General features: G+C 53.7%; 13 protein-coding genes. 7 read left to right on the top strand and 6 right to left on the bottom strand.

Annotated elements, in window-relative coordinates; all coding sequences use genetic code 11:
• Positions 1-180 precede the first annotated feature (180 nt).
• Complete coding sequence (locus LG297_RS13125) at positions 181-1,248, bottom strand: EAL domain-containing protein (RefSeq protein WP_404420929.1); 1,068 nt, start codon at positions 1,246-1,248, stop codon at positions 181-183.
• Positions 1,249-1,381: 133 nt separating this feature from the next.
• Positions 1,382-2,989, bottom strand: a complete 1,608-nt coding sequence (locus LG297_RS13120) for an adenylate/guanylate cyclase domain-containing protein (protein WP_404420927.1) — start codon at positions 2,987-2,989, stop codon at positions 1,382-1,384.
• A 154-nt stretch (positions 2,990-3,143) separates the two neighbouring features.
• Between LG297_RS13120 and LG297_RS13115 the strand changes: the two genes are divergently transcribed.
• The 4 genes from LG297_RS13115 (at position 3,144) to LG297_RS13100 (ending at position 7,952) form a co-directional block, all read left to right on the top strand.
• The gene (locus tag LG297_RS13115; protein WP_404420925.1) at positions 3,144-4,025 is read left to right on the top strand and encodes a helix-turn-helix domain-containing protein; all 882 of its coding nucleotides are present in this window, start codon (positions 3,144-3,146) and stop codon (positions 4,023-4,025) included.
• A 105-nt stretch (positions 4,026-4,130) separates the two neighbouring features.
• Entirely contained in the window at positions 4,131-5,027 is an 897-nt protein-coding gene (locus LG297_RS13110) for a DMT family transporter (protein ID WP_404420923.1), read from the top strand.
• A gap of 106 nt (positions 5,028-5,133) precedes the next feature.
• Positions 5,134-6,903, top strand: coding sequence for a tetratricopeptide repeat-containing sulfotransferase family protein (locus tag LG297_RS13105; protein WP_404420921.1), 1,770 nt, complete (start codon positions 5,134-5,136; stop codon positions 6,901-6,903).
• Between the two features lie 65 nt (positions 6,904-6,968).
• Positions 6,969-7,952, top strand: a complete 984-nt coding sequence (locus tag LG297_RS13100) for an adenosine deaminase (RefSeq protein ID WP_404420919.1) — start codon at positions 6,969-6,971, stop codon at positions 7,950-7,952.
• Positions 7,953-7,991: 39 nt separating this feature from the next.
• Here LG297_RS13100 and LG297_RS13095 read toward each other — a convergent pair whose 3' ends face one another.
• Positions 7,992-8,975: a phytanoyl-CoA dioxygenase family protein gene (locus LG297_RS13095; RefSeq protein WP_404420917.1), complete on the bottom strand. Its 984-nt coding sequence runs from the start codon at positions 8,973-8,975 to the stop codon at positions 7,992-7,994.
• A 140-nt stretch (positions 8,976-9,115) separates the two neighbouring features.
• Here LG297_RS13095 and LG297_RS13090 point away from each other — a divergent pair, with 140 nt between their 5' ends.
• Complete coding sequence (locus tag LG297_RS13090) at positions 9,116-10,054, top strand: helix-turn-helix domain-containing protein (RefSeq protein WP_404420915.1); 939 nt, start codon at positions 9,116-9,118, stop codon at positions 10,052-10,054.
• A 16-nt stretch (positions 10,055-10,070) separates the two neighbouring features.
• Here LG297_RS13090 and LG297_RS13085 read toward each other — a convergent pair whose 3' ends face one another.
• From LG297_RS13085 to LG297_RS13075, 3 genes are all read right to left on the bottom strand, one after another.
• Positions 10,071-11,012 (bottom strand): alpha/beta fold hydrolase, encoded by a 942-nt coding sequence (locus LG297_RS13085; protein WP_404420913.1) that lies wholly within the window; start codon positions 11,010-11,012, stop codon positions 10,071-10,073.
• Between the two features lie 53 nt (positions 11,013-11,065).
• Positions 11,066-12,370 carry an alpha/beta hydrolase gene (locus LG297_RS13080; RefSeq protein WP_404420911.1) on the bottom strand — a complete coding sequence of 435 codons (1,305 nt, stop codon included), beginning with the start codon at positions 12,368-12,370 and terminating at the stop codon, positions 11,066-11,068.
• A 137-nt stretch (positions 12,371-12,507) separates the two neighbouring features.
• Positions 12,508-12,912, bottom strand: coding sequence for an OsmC family protein (locus tag LG297_RS13075; RefSeq protein WP_404420909.1), 405 nt, complete (start codon positions 12,910-12,912; stop codon positions 12,508-12,510).
• 197 nt (positions 12,913-13,109) lie between these two features.
• Here LG297_RS13075 and LG297_RS13070 point away from each other — a divergent pair, with 197 nt between their 5' ends.
• Together LG297_RS13070 and LG297_RS13065 are read left to right on the top strand one after the other, a co-directional pair.
• Entirely contained in the window at positions 13,110-13,451 is a 342-nt protein-coding gene (locus tag LG297_RS13070) for a hypothetical protein (RefSeq protein WP_404420907.1), read from the top strand.
• A gap of 137 nt (positions 13,452-13,588) precedes the next feature.
• Positions 13,589-15,283 (top strand): diguanylate cyclase domain-containing protein, encoded by a 1,695-nt coding sequence (locus tag LG297_RS13065; protein ID WP_404420905.1) that lies wholly within the window; start codon positions 13,589-13,591, stop codon positions 15,281-15,283.
• The last annotated feature ends 2 nt before the right edge of the window (positions 15,284-15,285 follow it).

Here is a 15,285-nt window from a genome sequence, read left to right as displayed (position 1 = left end):
CTGTTTACCGCATCTATGGCGATCTCGCCCTCCGGCCCCTTCGCCGATGGTGATTCCGACCAGGGAATAATCAGATCCTGCGACAGAATGGAAAGCGGTTCTGATCTGGCTTTTGCAGGGCCCATCAGCGTGCAAAGCCGCTTTGGCAATCGGAAACCGGGTATGGCAGCGAGGTATTCGTTACGCGCTGGCGACAAAGGGCAAGGCTGCAGGGCGGCCAAGCAGATATCCCTGAACATAATCCACGCCGTGATCGGTCAGGAAATCAAGTTCGCTCTGGCGTTCAATCCCTTCTGCGACGACGTCAATATCAAGTTGCTTGGCTAGATCAATCAGCTTGCTGACGATGGCCTGTTTATATTTGTCCTGATCGACATGGTCGATCAAATCCCGGTCTATTTTGATGATGTCTGGTTGAAGTTGCGGTAGCAGATTCAGGGTTGAATATCCCGATCCAACATCATCAAGCGCCACGCGAAAACCTGAGTCGCGATAGGATTGCAAAATTGCACCAAGATGTTCGATGCTGCGGACCTTTTCCGTTTCGATGACTTCGAACACGATATTGTTGCGATCCAGGCCGCATTCTGTGACGACGTCGATTGTTGTACGCAGACAGGAATCCGGATCATAGATCGAACTGGGAGTGAAATTGATAAACAGATTGCCCGATATGCCGACTTTATGGGCGTTTCGGACATTTGTCGCGCGTGCCGCCCGGTCAAGCTGGAACAGCAGGTCTGCGGATTTTGCCGCACCAAACAATATGTCAGGTGTGACCACATTGCCGGTTTTGTCATTGCCGCGGATCAGACATTCATGGGCGTAGGGGACGGTGATGTTACCGGCTGCGAAAATCGGTTGAAAGACCGATGTCAGGCGGTTTTCCGTTAGCATCTCGCCCAGCCATTCCGCCCCGATTCTGGCACGTATCGCGCCAAGCGATGTGATGCGCGCAATATCGTCGATTGCAGGTTCTGTGTTTGCTGGCATGATCAGCGCCCTGGTGTCCTCGATTTCCTCGGGCAGGAGATTTTTGCATATCTCGTCAATCAGGGGACGCAGGCCCGGGCGAACATAATCAAGGTGAAGCGTTGCGAATGACGTGCTTTTTTCGGCGGTGCGACCTGCACCCTTGATATTGGAAAGAATTTTTCCCGCGGTATGCGCAACGGGTGGCCACATATAAAGGCGGCCTTCGTTCGGCGCGACGTCAGGAATTCGGTCGCATTTCTCGCAGAAAGTCAAAACAGTCTCCGCTTTCGGTTTTCGGTTGGTCCGACATCATGGGCGCCAGATGGTGCATTTATTCGGGTAGGATATTGCATTCGGGCGGGGCAAAAAAAGCTTAAACTTCTGACCCTCTGCTTCCCGGTGCCCGTTATGCTTTTGCATCATCGGAAATTGTGAACAGATCAACGACCTGTTGTCGGCCGCGAATGGTGAAGGAACCCAAGGGTTTGAACGCTATATTTGCGTCCGTGACGGTGTTGGCCAGTTCGCGGGTTGTGGCACTGATCAGAATTTCGGTGCCGGTTTCCTTGTTCATCGCTTCAAGGCGCGATGCAAGGTTGGCCGTGTCGCCCTGAATGGTGAAATCAATGCGATCCCCCGATCCGACCGGCCCGGCCACCACCGGCCCCGAATGGATGCCGACACGAGTTTCTATCTGCATGGTGCCGGCAAATTTGTGATGGCGGGTAATGTTTTGCATGGTGATGGCCGCACGGACAGCGTTGGCAGCGTGATCTGGGTCGTCATGCAGGACATTGAACACGGCATGAAGGGCATCACCGACATAGTTCAGAACCACACCGCGATGATTGCGGATCGGGGCATTGACAAGATCGAAATATTCATTGAGCAGGGCAATGATATCTGCCGGTTCCATATTCTCGGACAGGCGGGTGAAGCCGCTGATGTCGGTAAACATCACGGTGGCAAAGCGAAGTTCCCCGGCAGCCCGCGGATCACCGCTTTGTTCGCGCGCCATGGCGAGATCGACGACATCCTGACTGACGTAACGTTCAAACGCGCGGCGCATCCGGTCCTTTTCCTCAAGCCCGGCGGCCATGCGGTTGAATTCGAATGCCAGTCGGCTGACTTCGTCGTCACTGGTAACCGCGATCCGTGTTGCGGTTTTACCCGCCCCGATTTCACGCACGGCATCGGTCAGTTGTCCAATCGGGCGGGTCAGTGTGCGGCTGATGAAAAACAGGCACAGGACGGCTGCGGTTTCGGTTGCGATGACATCAAGGATCACGGCCTGTTCAACGCTAAGCCCCTGGGCGGCGCGAATATCGCGAAACAGGGTAATATCAAGCAGAATCGCCATGGACGAAATCAGGGTCAGGGCAAGGATCACAATTGCCAGACGCAAACCGATACGCCCGCGACCGGGATGATAATCAATACCCCAAAGATCATGGGTCTGTTTGCGGATGACCTCGACACAATCGGCGGTGGCGAAAAAGGCATAGATCGAAAAATGGGCGGCATAGGCGAAGCTGAACCAGCTTGCGGCATAGACCTTGGTGGTCAGATCGGTTTCCGCAACATAAAGCGGATTGGCATTGAAAATGCCAAGGCCGAATGCCGCAAGACAATAGGCAAGGCCGACAATAAAAGCCCAGATCGCAGACAGGACGTGGAGCTTGCGCAGACGGCGCAGGCCGGGGCCACGTTTGACCGCGTCACCACGCGCAAGGGCATTGATCAACCGGTAAACCGGCCGAAAAATGATCGCTGCACCCATCACGTTAAGGATCAGCAGGATCGCGGCATTGACGATTGCCGCCCGCCAGATGACCGCGAAATTGCCCGAAATTAGGACATAAGCACCGGAAAAACACACATCGATAATCGCCATACCGGCCATCGACAGGATATAGCGACCCAGCAGGACTTGCCCCGGTGCCGTGGTGTTGGCCGGGATGACGTGCCCGTCATGGGGACGGATGGTTTGCGCGTGTTTGGTATCCGTTGCCACGGGATGTTCCTGATGTTTTGAGTGTTCTACGCAGTCGGGGGCGCTCGGGTTCAATCGCGTCATGGATTGCGAACGGAATTATGATCAGTGAATATGACAGGGCTTTGCGCAAATGCGGCAATCGCCTATTCTGGGCTGCCTGACAGGAACAGCCATGCAATCAAGTTTTCGCCAATACCGGTCCGAGGCCGCCAGTCACAGCCATGATGATTTTCATCAGATCATCATTGCCGATCTTGGCATGCTCGAACTTGAGGTGCAGGGACGCGGCGGCTGCGTTTCAGGACGCAGGCTGGCCTTTGTTCCGGCTGGGGATACGCATGCCTATCGTGCGGTGGGGATGAACCGGTTTCTGGTACTTGATGTTGATATCGATGTTGCCGCAGGTGCCGGGCTTGAACGGCTTTGGCAGCTGGCGGGAGCATCGCCCTATCTTGAGGTTGGGACAGGATATGCAGGTCATCTGACCGGGCTTTTACAGGGGCTTGAACAAAAACGCGCGATATCGCGGATCCGACGTTTTACCCCCGACGGGCAAGGAAATTTGCAATCGGAAAGCCTGTCGCTTTTGTACATGGCAGGCATTGAGGGCATTGCGGCGAGTGAAAACGCCTTTGCCGATGATGCGTTTGTTTGCCAGAGTTTGCGCGAGGTTCTTGGTCATGCGGCGGCAGTACAAGGGGACCTTGGCGGTGCGGATGCCATGATCCCGATGCGGTTGCAGCGCTTGCTGGCCTGGATCGAGCTTCGGCTGTCCGAACCGATCAGCATTGCCGATATGGCGATGATTGCTGCACAATCGGAAAGCGCATTATTTGCCGCATTCCAGAGCTACCTCGGAACCACGCCGATGCGTTGGCTGGGCGAACAAAGATTGCAGCGTGCCTATGTGATGCTGGGTGATCCGAAAAACACCATGACACTTGGTAATATCGCGCACGAGGTCGGCTTTACCGATCAAAGCGCATTCTCGCGTGCCTTCTCCCGGCGATTTGGACATCCGCCGATTGCGCTTCGTCGCTCAAACCGCCTCTGAAGAAACCATCAAGGCAGAAGATGAATATCAGGAGTTTCGGCAAAGACCGGGCTGCCATGCTGTGCTTGTATGCTTTCGCGATTAGTTGAACTTCGGGATGGTTTCATGACTTTGCTTGATCCTCGTACAAAGGCCACCATGATCGGCGGCATTGCCATTGTGCTTTGGGCCTTGCTGGCGTTGCTAACGACAGAAGTCAGTGCCATCCCGCCTTTTCAACTGGTCAGTCTTTGTTTTTCCGTTGCGGCCATTTTCAGTTTTATCTGGATTGCACGCGGCGGTTTTGCTGCATTTCGGGCTCTCAGGCAACCGGTTGGTGCCTGGGTGCTTGGGGTGGGCGGGCTGTTTGGCTATCACTTTTTCTATTTTGTTGCTTTGGCGAATGCGCCTGCGGTTGATGCCAGTCTGATTGCTTATCTCTGGCCGCTATTCATCGTGCTGTTTTCGGCACTCCTGCCTGGTGAACGTTTGCGCTGGTATCACCTTGCCGGTGCGGTTTTGGGGTTTTACGGGGCAGCGGTTCTGGTGACCAAAGGACAGCTGTTTGATTTTGATCCAGCCTATGGCGCTGGTTATGGGGCTGCGATGATTTGTTCGATCCTGTGGTCGGGTTATTCGGTTTTGAACCGACGTTATCGCCATGTTCCGGTCGAAGCCGTTTGCGGCTTTTGCGCCGGAGCAGCATTACTTGGTTTCATAACGCACGGCCTGAGCGAGATTTGGGTAACGCCTGATATCTGGCAATCAACTGCCATTATCGGATTGGGACTTGGCCCGGTTGGTGTCGCGTTTTTTGTCTGGGATTACGGGACCAAGCGTGGCGATATACAGGTGCTTGGCGTTGCGTCTTATGGTGCACCCTTGCTCAGTACGATTTTATTGATTGCCTTTGGCAAGGCCGAAGCAAGCCCCGCGGTGATTGCAGGATGCCTTTTGATTGTCGGAGGGGCGCTTTTGGCATCAATCAGAATGTTGCGTCGCAAGGCCGTGATATCATCCTGAAGCTGACATCATTAATTGAATGTTCTGTTTCCAAATTATGTCTGTGTCATGCAATATAAATGACCGCAATTCATTTATATTGCGCTTTTAGTTTGGGAACGCCTTGATGGTTCAGGCACAAAAAGACATATCCACCGAGTTGAAAAAAGCCATGTCGACGGGCCAGTTTGACAAAGCTGCATCCATCGGCGCGAAGCTTGCCCGTATCCATCCCAAACGAACTGAAATCCATATTATGACAGCGGTTGCGGAAATGCAGGGATCTCATTTTGTGCGCGGAGGTCAAAGATTGCGACGTCTGTTTCGCAGTCTGGAGCCCGCAGACCGCTATTTCGGACCGGTGGCGCAGAATTTGTTGCATTTCTCCGAGCGCGCTGGTGACTTCAAATCGTTCATGGAAATTGTCGAACCGAAGCATCTGAATACGCCCAAGGATCCGGCGTATCGCGAAATTCTGGCCGATCTGATTTTCCGTCAGGAAATAATGAAATTCGGTTCAGGGCGGAGTATTTCTGCGAATCTTGATCGTGCAATCGCGCTGCTGGAAGGCATTGAACCTGGTTATCCGCGACTGCCCGAGGTTCAGAGATTATTGCTGCGTCTTTATATGCACTGCGAAATGCATCAAAGGGCGCTTGATCTGCTTGAAAAGCTGCTTGCAGAGGCGCCGGATGACAAAGGACTGCGGGCGTTCGAAGCATCTGTTCTCGCCTTTTCCGGAATGGTGGATCGTGCAATCAGTTCCTGCATCCGGCTTATCGATGATTTTGGTGATGTTGGTACGCAGCCCTATCTGCATATTGCCTTTTTGCGCCCGGAAGCCATGCCGGTCGGGGCGGCTGATACCTTGTCAAAGGTCGCGCTTTCGGATGACGCCCCGGCGCGTGAGGTTTATCAGGCGTGCTTTGCACTGGCGCGAATGGCCGAGGCTGGAAACAATATGGAAGCTGCCTTTGACTGGTACCGCCGCGGCCATGCGGCAAATCGAAAAGCATCACCAATTGATATGCCTGCGGAACTGGCTGAAATGGCGCGTATCGGAGAACTGGTAGAGGCCGATGCCAACCGGCCCGAGGATGAAGGCGACGAACCCGCGGCCACAATGACGGAAACCGGTCCCAACCCGATCTTTATCGTCGGTCTGCCGCGTTCGGGAACGACGTTGAGCGAGCATATATTGGGGGCGCATCCCGATGTTTTTGCCGCAGGCGAAATTGCCGATTTTTCAAAGATTGTTGTCGATGTCACGGGCAGAGGCAAAATCTCGGAACAGATACAACGCCTTAATCGCAAAACAATTGGCGAGATTCGCAAACGTTATCTTGGGGCGTTGCGTGCCTATGATCCGAATGTGAAATTTGTGGTCAATAAAACGCCTGCCAATTTTCTTCGGATCGGGTTGATCCGGCGGGTATTTCCTGATGCGCCAATATTGCACACCCATCGCCATCCGCTTGCGACCTGCCTGTCTCTTTATACCACGCCTTTTGCAGCCCCCATGCGCTACGCCGATGACCTTGGTGATTTGGCGGATTATTATCGTGCTTATCAAAAACTGATGTCTGTTTTGTTTGAGACAGACCAAAACGGGAAACTGTTCGATCTGCCATATGAGGACCTTGTCGCCGAGCCGGAAAAGGTGGCCCGCGCATATCTGGCGCATTGCGGGCTGAGTTGGCGTCCGGAATGTCTTGAGTTCTATCGCGAGGAAAAAGCCGCACGTACTGCCAGCATGACCCAGGTGCGGCGTCCGATCAATCGGGATGCTATCGGGAAATGGCGTCGTTTTGCGCCCTATATCGGGCCGCTTGCGGATTTGGCACCAGATGAAAAGTCGGTCGGGAAAAAATCAAAGGGCAAAACAGTTGCGGCGTGACCGGTAAAACTGTTCGGGTTAGAACTCGATCAGGAACGAAAATAAAAAGATCCGGAGCGCGCAAAATGACACAGAATATCCCCAAAGCCGAATTGCATCTGCATATGGAAGGTGCGTTAACGCCTGCATTGGTGCGGAAATTCGCCGCCCGCAACGGTATTCACCTTCCGGACGGGATTTACGACGATCAGGATCGGTATATCTGGTCGAATTTCCCCGAATTTCTGGGCAGTTTTGACAAGGCAAGCGCGGCAATCCGTACCGGTAAGGATTATGCTGATCTGACGTATTGGTATCTGTGCGAACAGTCCAAAGCCGGTGCGCTTTATGTCGAGATTTTCTGTTCACCGTCGCATGCGCTGGGATGCGGGATTTCCTTTGACGATCATTTGAATGGCGTTGCTGAAGGGATTGACCGGGCCGAGAAAGAAACCGGAATTGTCGGACGGATCATCATGACCTGTGTGCGCCACATCGGCCCGGAAAAGGCGATTGGTGTTGCGGCTGATACGGTTGCCTGTGGTCATCCCTATGTCGTCGGGTTTGGGATGGGCGGCAATGAAAGTATGTTCTCGCAGGAAGCATTCTATCCGGCCTATAAAATCGCCGCCGATGCCGGGCTTGGGTGCACGACTCATGCCGGTGAAGTTGAGGGCCCGCAAAGTGTCTGGGATGCGATCAACAAATTGCCGGTGACCCGGATTGGGCATGGTGTCCGATCCATCGAGGACCCGAAACTGGTCGAAGAACTGGTGAAACGCGGCATTGTTCTGGAAGTGTGCCCCGGATCGAACATTTCCCTGTCTGTATATCCGGATTACGCGTCCCATCCGTTGCGCAGGCTTTATGATGCCGGGGTCAAAGTGACGCTGGGATCAGATGATCCGCCGTTCTTCCACACAACATTGGCCGAGGAATATCAGCGTGCCAAAGATGTGTTTGGTTTTAGCGAGAATGAGCTTCGCGGTATAACGCGTACTGCCCTTGAGGCGGCCTTTGTGGATGCGGATACGAAAGCCAGACTTATCGCAAAGCTTGATGCGAATTAAGACAAAACGCCCCAGAAGTCTGGGGCGCTTTTTGTTCTGTTACCAGGCAACTTTACCCAGAAGCTTTTCACCAAGCGGCGTCAGCTTTGCGCGTTTATAGCGCGTCTGTTCCCAATTGCGCGGGTCACCCGGGAAGGCGTGACCGCGTGCGGGCAGGCGTTCCGACCAGCTTTGTGTCCGCCAATCAACAAGTTCCTGTTCCTCGGGCGTTGCCGGGGCCATGGATATATATTGCGCAATGCGGGTCTGGTTGGACCGGTTGGCGCGAATACCATGCGCAAGCAGGCTATTGAAAATCAGAAGATCACCCGCCTGCATCGGAATGCGTTTGGGTTCATACGGAATATTGGCGATGTCCGGACGAAACGGGTCACGATCCTTTGGCGCGGTGGCAAGCCAGTCGGCGAAATTGGCAAACAAGTCCGGTACGCACTGGAACCCACCCATATCGTCATTGGTATCAACCAGCGATAAAACGCCCTGCACATTGATCGGTAACGGGTCCTGACTGGTATCGGCGTCCCAGTGGATGAATCCGTCAAAGGCGCGCGCGCCGACATTGGGGGTATTCAGATTGGCACGATCAATCGATACCCAAAGATCGGTGCGATCCCAGATATCGACAAAGGCATCATAAATTCGCGGTGTCTGGCGGTTATCCCACATTGATTGATGATGATAGGCTTCGACCATGCCGGAATTGTTCAGTTCGGTCATGGCATGGTCGCGCATTTGCGGGCGGGACCAGCTTTCAGGGTCGGTCGGGTCTTTCTCCTCGAATTCCCAAAGGAAGTCGACGGTGGCCTTTACCTGTTCCTGCGGGACGGCATTTTTCACGACAACATAGCCATAGGTTTGCCAGTGTTTGAAATCCGCCTCCGACAGAACGCGCAACGGCAGCGATTTTTCAAGATCACGCAATTGTGTGCCGGTGACTTCCTTGACCGAGGCATTGCCCGGCCGGTTCGCATTCGGGCCGGTCGGGGCCATTGTCGCCGTAGTTGCGTTTGCCAGCATGCTCATGATTTTTCCTCCCGCATGGTTCATGATGTTGGAACCATTCTAGAGGGTTGCCATGGTCGCGCCCACTGACAGGGCGGACATAATATGATACTATTTGGCCAAATTAATCGATTTTGATAGCCGTATAAGCGGGTATTTGAATGAAACTGCTGTTCGAACATGTGAAAATTGCACCGGATCGGTCTTGGCGTGGTTTGCATCGGAACCTGCGTGCGATCCCGTTCGAGTGGCATTTTCATCCGGAATACGAACTGACCCTGACGCTTGGAAGTGAGGGGCAGCGTTATGTGGGGGATCATATTGGCCATTATGGCGACGATGATCTGGTGTTGCTGGGCCCGAACCTGCCCCATACATGGCATTCAGACAATGCCGCCCCGCCAGCGGCCGGGAAAATCGATATGGGGGCCTATGATCTTGATTTGCAGGCGAAGCCGGGTGAACGGCCACATCAGGCCTTTGTCTTCTGGTTTACGGCCGAGTGGATCAACAATGTTTGTGCCACCATGCCGGAATTTGCGCATTTGCGACCTGTCCTGACCGATGCACGACGGGGGGTCAAGTTCGATGCCCTTACCGCGCAAAAGGTTGCGGCCTACATGCCGCGATTTGAAGCAGGCGGTCCAGCTGATCGGTTATTGTTGCTGATAGAGGTATTGCGGGTTTTGCTGGATGCGCGGGAACGGATACCGCTTGCGTCCGAGAGGTTTGACGCAACGGTGCCTGATTATCATGAGGCAACCCGGCTTGGCCGGGTGCTGGATATTTTGCATTCGCGTTATGTCGAACAACTTGGAAGTTCTGAAATCGCCTTTCAGACCGGCATGAGCGAGCGGACCCTGCGCCGGTTTTTCAAACGCCATACAGGCTCAAGCGTTCAGGATTATCTGATGGGATTGCGGCTGGGCCGTGCGGTGTCGTTGTTACTGTCTTCGGACCTTCCGATTTATCGGGTGGCGGAAGAAGCCGGATTTCAGAATCTGTCGCATTTTAACCGGCAATTCGCCCGTCATCGTGGTATGCCGCCCAGCCGGTTCCGGCGTGAGCGGTTTGAGAAGGGAATGTTGCAGGCAGTGTAAGAATGGGTGTTGCCCGTCAGAAAACGGGCAGGACCCAATCGCTATGATGACTTGCCAGATGCTGTTCAAATGCCTGCCAGAAAAGGGTACGGAAATGGTCGCTTTCCTGAAGGATCTCATGGCGGGCTTCGGGGATTTCAACCATGACAACAGACGGATGATCGCCAAACAGTTCTTGGGTGGTGCGGTTGCTGACGACCTGATCGTTGCCTGACAAGGCCATGGTAACCGGGGGCAGGGCCGCGGTCGCAAAATCATTATCGGGCACCACGCGCCGGGACAATTCAGCCTGTGCGCGGAAACAGGCATCAAGCCATCCCGCGGATACCCCACCAACCACCAGATCGGGGTTGTCCTGTAAACAGGTGATGTTGCGTTCGTAGCGTATGCGATCAGATGTCAGCAGATTGTCATCGGTAAAGGGTTGCAGGGGTGACAGCAGTTTTTGCCCTGGCAGGAACTGTTTGTTGAACCCGTAGCGGCAAAGTCCGGCTGACAGAAACTGTGCAGCAAGCGCAATCCAGTCCGGCCCGCCAAGCCCGAAGAACGGGGCTATCATGACGGCACTGCCAAACAGATCCGGGTTTTCAAGCAACATATGCATGCCGACCAATCCACCGGTCGAGTGGGTCAGAAGCAGATCACAGCTAATATTGTGGTGATCGGCAATGTGTCGGAGCACGTCATGGGTGTCTTCGACATAATGTCCGACATCCCCGACATAGCCCATATGGCTTTCAGTCACTTCGCGGGTCGATCCGCCCTGGCCGCGAAAATCGAAGGTAACGCATCCAAGTCCGCGTTCAGCAAGTTCACGGGCGGTTTCGCTGTATCGTTCGATGAACTCGCCGCGTCCCTGAAGGATCAGGACATGGCCAAGGGCATTTTCGGGAGAATGCAGGGCATAACGCAGTGTCAGGCCGCTTTGTCCGGTAAATCGATCAATGGCAAATGTCATGTCTTCGCGAACTTTTCATCTGGTCCGGAGATAGTTGTTCTTCAACCTGTTTATCAATTTTCGGACTTTTCGGGGACTTCCAGTGACACTTCGATGAAATGGGTCATCTTGTCGAGCATACTGACGAAGTCGGGGTTGAATGTACCGCGCCGCAGGCTTCCGGGAGAAGCCGATTCAGCGAGGTTCAACTCGCCATAAACCGCATCGCTGCTTGTCTGGCATTTGCTGTTGGGGCTTTGTTCGTCGTAATGATCACAGCGGCGAATGACACCGTCCATGCCGTAATGCGGATTATCCGGGCGCATGGTGATTGCGGTGTGGGCATGACTAAGCGTGCGCCAGTCCGGAGCGGCCGATTTGACAATGTCAACACCGTCGCACAGCGGATGTTCGTCAATCAGGTGTTCTTCGCCCTGATACCAGATCAGTCGCTTGTTATTACTGTCAACCTTGTCGCAGAAGAAATTGGCGGTGAACACCGGATCAACCGTCTGGTCATCAGAACTGGCAACCATAAAGACAGGGATGTCAAATTCACCAATTGTGCCGTCGCGATAGGGCTCGGTCAGCAGGTAAAACTCGGCAGCAGCATTCATTGCCATTGAACCGTATTTGGCGGCATCACTGTTTTCGTCCTGTCCGACCCAGCTTTGAACATAACGGGCATAGGGTGCCAGCCATGCCTGTTTGCTTTTGGTGGCAAAGCCGGGTGAAAGCATAATCATTGCCGTCATACGGGAATTCTGGTGATGGGCATCGAACTCGCGCCCGATAAGGGTTGCGCCCGTTGAATACCCTATTGGAATGATTTTGTCTGTTGTATCGGGAAAGCTGTTCATACCGTAATGCACGGTTTCGACCCAGTCCTCGTAACTGACGTCACGCAAATCACCAGGTACGGTTCCATGCCCCGGCAGCAGCACGGCATGGAAGGTTGCACAGGGAAATCTGGTTTGCAGCGTGTTGCGGATATCGGTCATCAGGAAGGGGCTGTCTGTCAGGCCGTGCACCATCAGAAAGCCAACATCCTTGCCATGTGCGGTGTCGTTTCCCGCAGCGTCGCAGGCCGATATGTCCGGACCGGATGCAAAGGGGGCACGCATCGCGACCACCTGATCAAGGTCGTATTGTCCAAATGGCGCGGCTTCGTTGTCAAAGCGCTTTGTTTTAAGTGCGGTACGAAGTTGTTCGCGGGTTTTCTGCACATAATCGTCAAACGGTTCGTTTGCTGGGGGGGGACCAATGGCAAGACCGGACGGATCATGTTGCGGGTCTTCGGAAAAGCACCCGGACAATGCAAGCATCGCCGGAAAAACCATAGCGACAAGTGTTGAACGCAAAAGGCCGTTTGCGGGCATGGAATGCTTCCCCGTTTCGTTTCCGTGTGGCTGATCGGTTAAACTCTAACTCAGGCTGGATTATGACGCGACTGACAAAAAAGCGGCCCGAAACGGACCGCTTTGAATTGGACGGGAGAACAGTCTGAAGCAATGGCCTATTCGATGATTTCCCAGCTATGCGTGATTTCGGCAGCCTTCGACAACATGATCGAAGCAGAGCAATATTTTTCCGCAGAAAGTTCAACCGCACGGGCCAGCTTGGCTTCGTTCAGGTTTTCACCCTTCGCCTTGAAATGCAGGTGAATTTTGGTGAACACCTTGGGGTCGGTTTCTGCGCGCTCGGCCTTCACATCAGCTTGAACATCAATGACTTTTTCACGGCCTTTCTGAAGGATATGCACGACGTCAATCGACGAGCATCCCGCCAGACCGAGAAGCAGCATTTCCATTGGGCTCGGGCCAAAGCCGGTATCCCTGTTGCCATCCATGACAACGCCGTGGCCAGAGCCGCTGGTGCCGGTGAAGGTCAGATTTTCAAGCCACTTTACGCGTGCTTCCATGATCGGGTTCCTTGTCTCGAAAATTGCATGCTTCATCGTCTAGCGTGCCTGACCGGTTCCTGCAAGCCGTGATCGCACGATGCAGGTCATCGTTGAAAACCGATAATGGCCGGAGTGTAAAACTGTTGTAGGCGTTTTTACCTTAACAAGGGATAATGTATGTCATTCCATACCGTTATCGCCAAGGAGGGTAAATCATGACACAGGACGCCGAACGCAGCAAAAGTCGTTTCATGATGGCTATGGAACATGTTTTGCGTGAAGTAAATCATGAAATCATCAGTCCTGCGATCCCTGACATGAGTGTGGATACGGCGTTGCCGCTGATTATCAACGTCGCCAAATTGCGCGCTGATTATCTGAAATATGCATTTCAGCTTAGTGCGGATCGGAAGGATAATCACCCGACGACCGAAGAACTTGCGAAGCTTAAACATCTGCGCGAAAGTTATCAGGAGATGCTGGCAGCCGCGCGCGAACTCGAACATTGTATTGATCGGGGCTATATTGATCTTCCTGCGGGTGACAAAAAATCCTGATGGATTGGCTCTGGTCGCAAGAGCAGTCTTGCCATATGCTTACGTATGAAATAAGAGCCTTCTAAAAGGCCTTCTATCGGGTCGGGGTCAAAAGACCCGAATGGTTCTGGGGCATTACTGATAACGCGGGAAAGGGAGTGCGTCGCAAAGCGGCGCGTCGTGTATTGTCAATTGCCCAAGACGTCGTCGCCACAGCAGCGCTGGCGCGTGATGCCATCATATTTATCGGTTCGTCCGATAGCAAAATCGCCCACGCCAATCCGGTTGCCGTCAATCTTTTCAGCGCATCGAAAACCGCCCTGCGCGATGGCACGGAAATCAAACAATTTCTTGCATTTCTGGCAAAGAATGCGGAATTCGCATCCGGTGACAGTGTCAGTGCCGTCCGTGAAACGCTAGGCCTGATTTCCAGAACGCTTGCAAAGACCGAATTGCAGCCATTTCAGATGGGCGGCAGGAAATTCACATGGCGCAAGGCCGAGGGACCGGAAGGATTCATCGCACTTGTCCTTCGCGAGGCGGGCAAGGCAGAGGAACTTGCCAGGACCTTGGCTGACCACAAGATTTTTATCCAGCATCTGATCGATGTCCTGCCCATTCCGGTGTATCTTAAAAACCTTGATGGTGTGATCAATCGTTGTAACGATGCCTTTGCCGAACTGTTGGGCCAAGAGCCCAAAAAGGTTATCGGCAGCAAGCTTTCCGACGTCGCACCCAAGCCGCTGGTGACCAGGATTTCCGGTTATGAAGCGCCGTTGCTTAAGTCCGAAGGCAATGTTCGGCATGAAATCGATTTCGAGATGGATGGTGTTGAAAAATCCGCGTTGTTTGCGGCAGCGAGCCTGAAGGGCCCAAGCGGCGTTATTGCGGGCACCATCGGGTCACTGATTGATATTACGTCGCTTAAACTGGCGCAGGCCGAAGTTGCCGCCGCCGCACGGCGTTTGACCGGACTGCTCGAAAAAGCGCCGGTCGGTGTTGGTATTTCCGGCCGTGAAAGCGGGGAATTCAAGTTCTATAACAAGATGTTTGCCAATCTTCTTGCCCTTGACAGTGAAACCACGATGCCGACGGATGCTGTGCTTCTTTCGGAACGGTATCGGGAAAAAAGTCTGGAAGATATGGATATGCTCGGCGCATTGCAAGATGTCGAATTGCGCATTCGCCGACCGGCCGGTTCCGATGCGCGCTGGCTTAAAACATCCATCGAACCGCTGACATTCGAAGGTCAGGAAACCGTTCTGTGGTGGTTAAGCGATATCACCAAGCAAAAGCTTGCCGCGCGTGAATTGCAGAACAAGGCCAATAATGATGAACTGACCGGGTTGGCAAACCGGGCGCGCTATATGCAGAAACTGTCCCAGTGCGAGACGGTTTTGCGTGGCACCGGGACACCAGCTTCGATCTTTCTGCTTGATCTGGACGGTTTCAAGGCGGTGAACGATACGCTTGGCCATGCAGCGGGGGACTGGGTGCTGGTTGAAACGGCCAAACGGTTGAAACGGTCGGCACGCCGGGCTGAAGAGGTTGCGCGTTTGGGCGGGGACGAATTCACACTGTTCTTGATCAACAAGGGTGGTGAAAAGGAAATGGCAGATCTGGCTGATGACATCATCGCCGAGCTTGCCAAGCCCTATGTGTGGGAGGGCCATGAATGCGATATCGGGGCCTCGATCGGCTTTACCGTTTTTGATGCCGGTTATTGCGACATGAACGAACAATTACGCCGTGCCGACAAGGCAATGTACGAGGCAAAGGCTGCGGGCAAGGGGCGTGCCTGTCTTTACCGGACGGAGCTTGAACCCGATCTGCATCGGGACGAATCTGCCTGAAA

This window comes from Thalassospira australica, from assembly GCF_044790785.1.
Taxonomy (GTDB): domain Bacteria; phylum Pseudomonadota; class Alphaproteobacteria; order Rhodospirillales; family Thalassospiraceae; genus Thalassospira; species Thalassospira australica_A.
Note: the sequence above shows the minus strand (reverse complement) of the source record. Positions and strands in the feature narration are given on the sequence as shown.

Excerpts from the sequence above, each read along its gene's own strand:
- LG297_RS13115 (WP_404420925.1), top strand. The coding sequence starts at position 3,144 with ATGCAATCAAGTTTTCGCCAATACCGGTCCGAGGCCGCCAGTCACAGC.
- LG297_RS13110 (WP_404420923.1), top strand. The coding sequence starts at position 4,131 with ATGACTTTGCTTGATCCTCGTACAAAGGCCACCATGATCGGCGGCATT.
- LG297_RS13105 (WP_404420921.1), top strand. The coding sequence starts at position 5,134 with ATGGTTCAGGCACAAAAAGACATATCCACCGAGTTGAAAAAAGCCATG.
- LG297_RS13100 (WP_404420919.1), top strand. The coding sequence starts at position 6,969 with ATGACACAGAATATCCCCAAAGCCGAATTGCATCTGCATATGGAAGGT.
- LG297_RS13095 (WP_404420917.1), bottom strand. The coding sequence starts at position 8,975 with ATGAGCATGCTGGCAAACGCAACTACGGCGACAATGGCCCCGACCGGC.
- LG297_RS13090 (WP_404420915.1), top strand. The coding sequence starts at position 9,116 with ATGAAACTGCTGTTCGAACATGTGAAAATTGCACCGGATCGGTCTTGG.
- LG297_RS13085 (WP_404420913.1), bottom strand. The coding sequence starts at position 11,012 with ATGACATTTGCCATTGATCGATTTACCGGACAAAGCGGCCTGACACTG.
- LG297_RS13080 (WP_404420911.1), bottom strand. The coding sequence starts at position 12,370 with ATGCCCGCAAACGGCCTTTTGCGTTCAACACTTGTCGCTATGGTTTTT.
- LG297_RS13075 (WP_404420909.1), bottom strand. The coding sequence starts at position 12,912 with ATGGAAGCACGCGTAAAGTGGCTTGAAAATCTGACCTTCACCGGCACC.
- LG297_RS13070 (WP_404420907.1), top strand. The coding sequence starts at position 13,110 with ATGACACAGGACGCCGAACGCAGCAAAAGTCGTTTCATGATGGCTATG.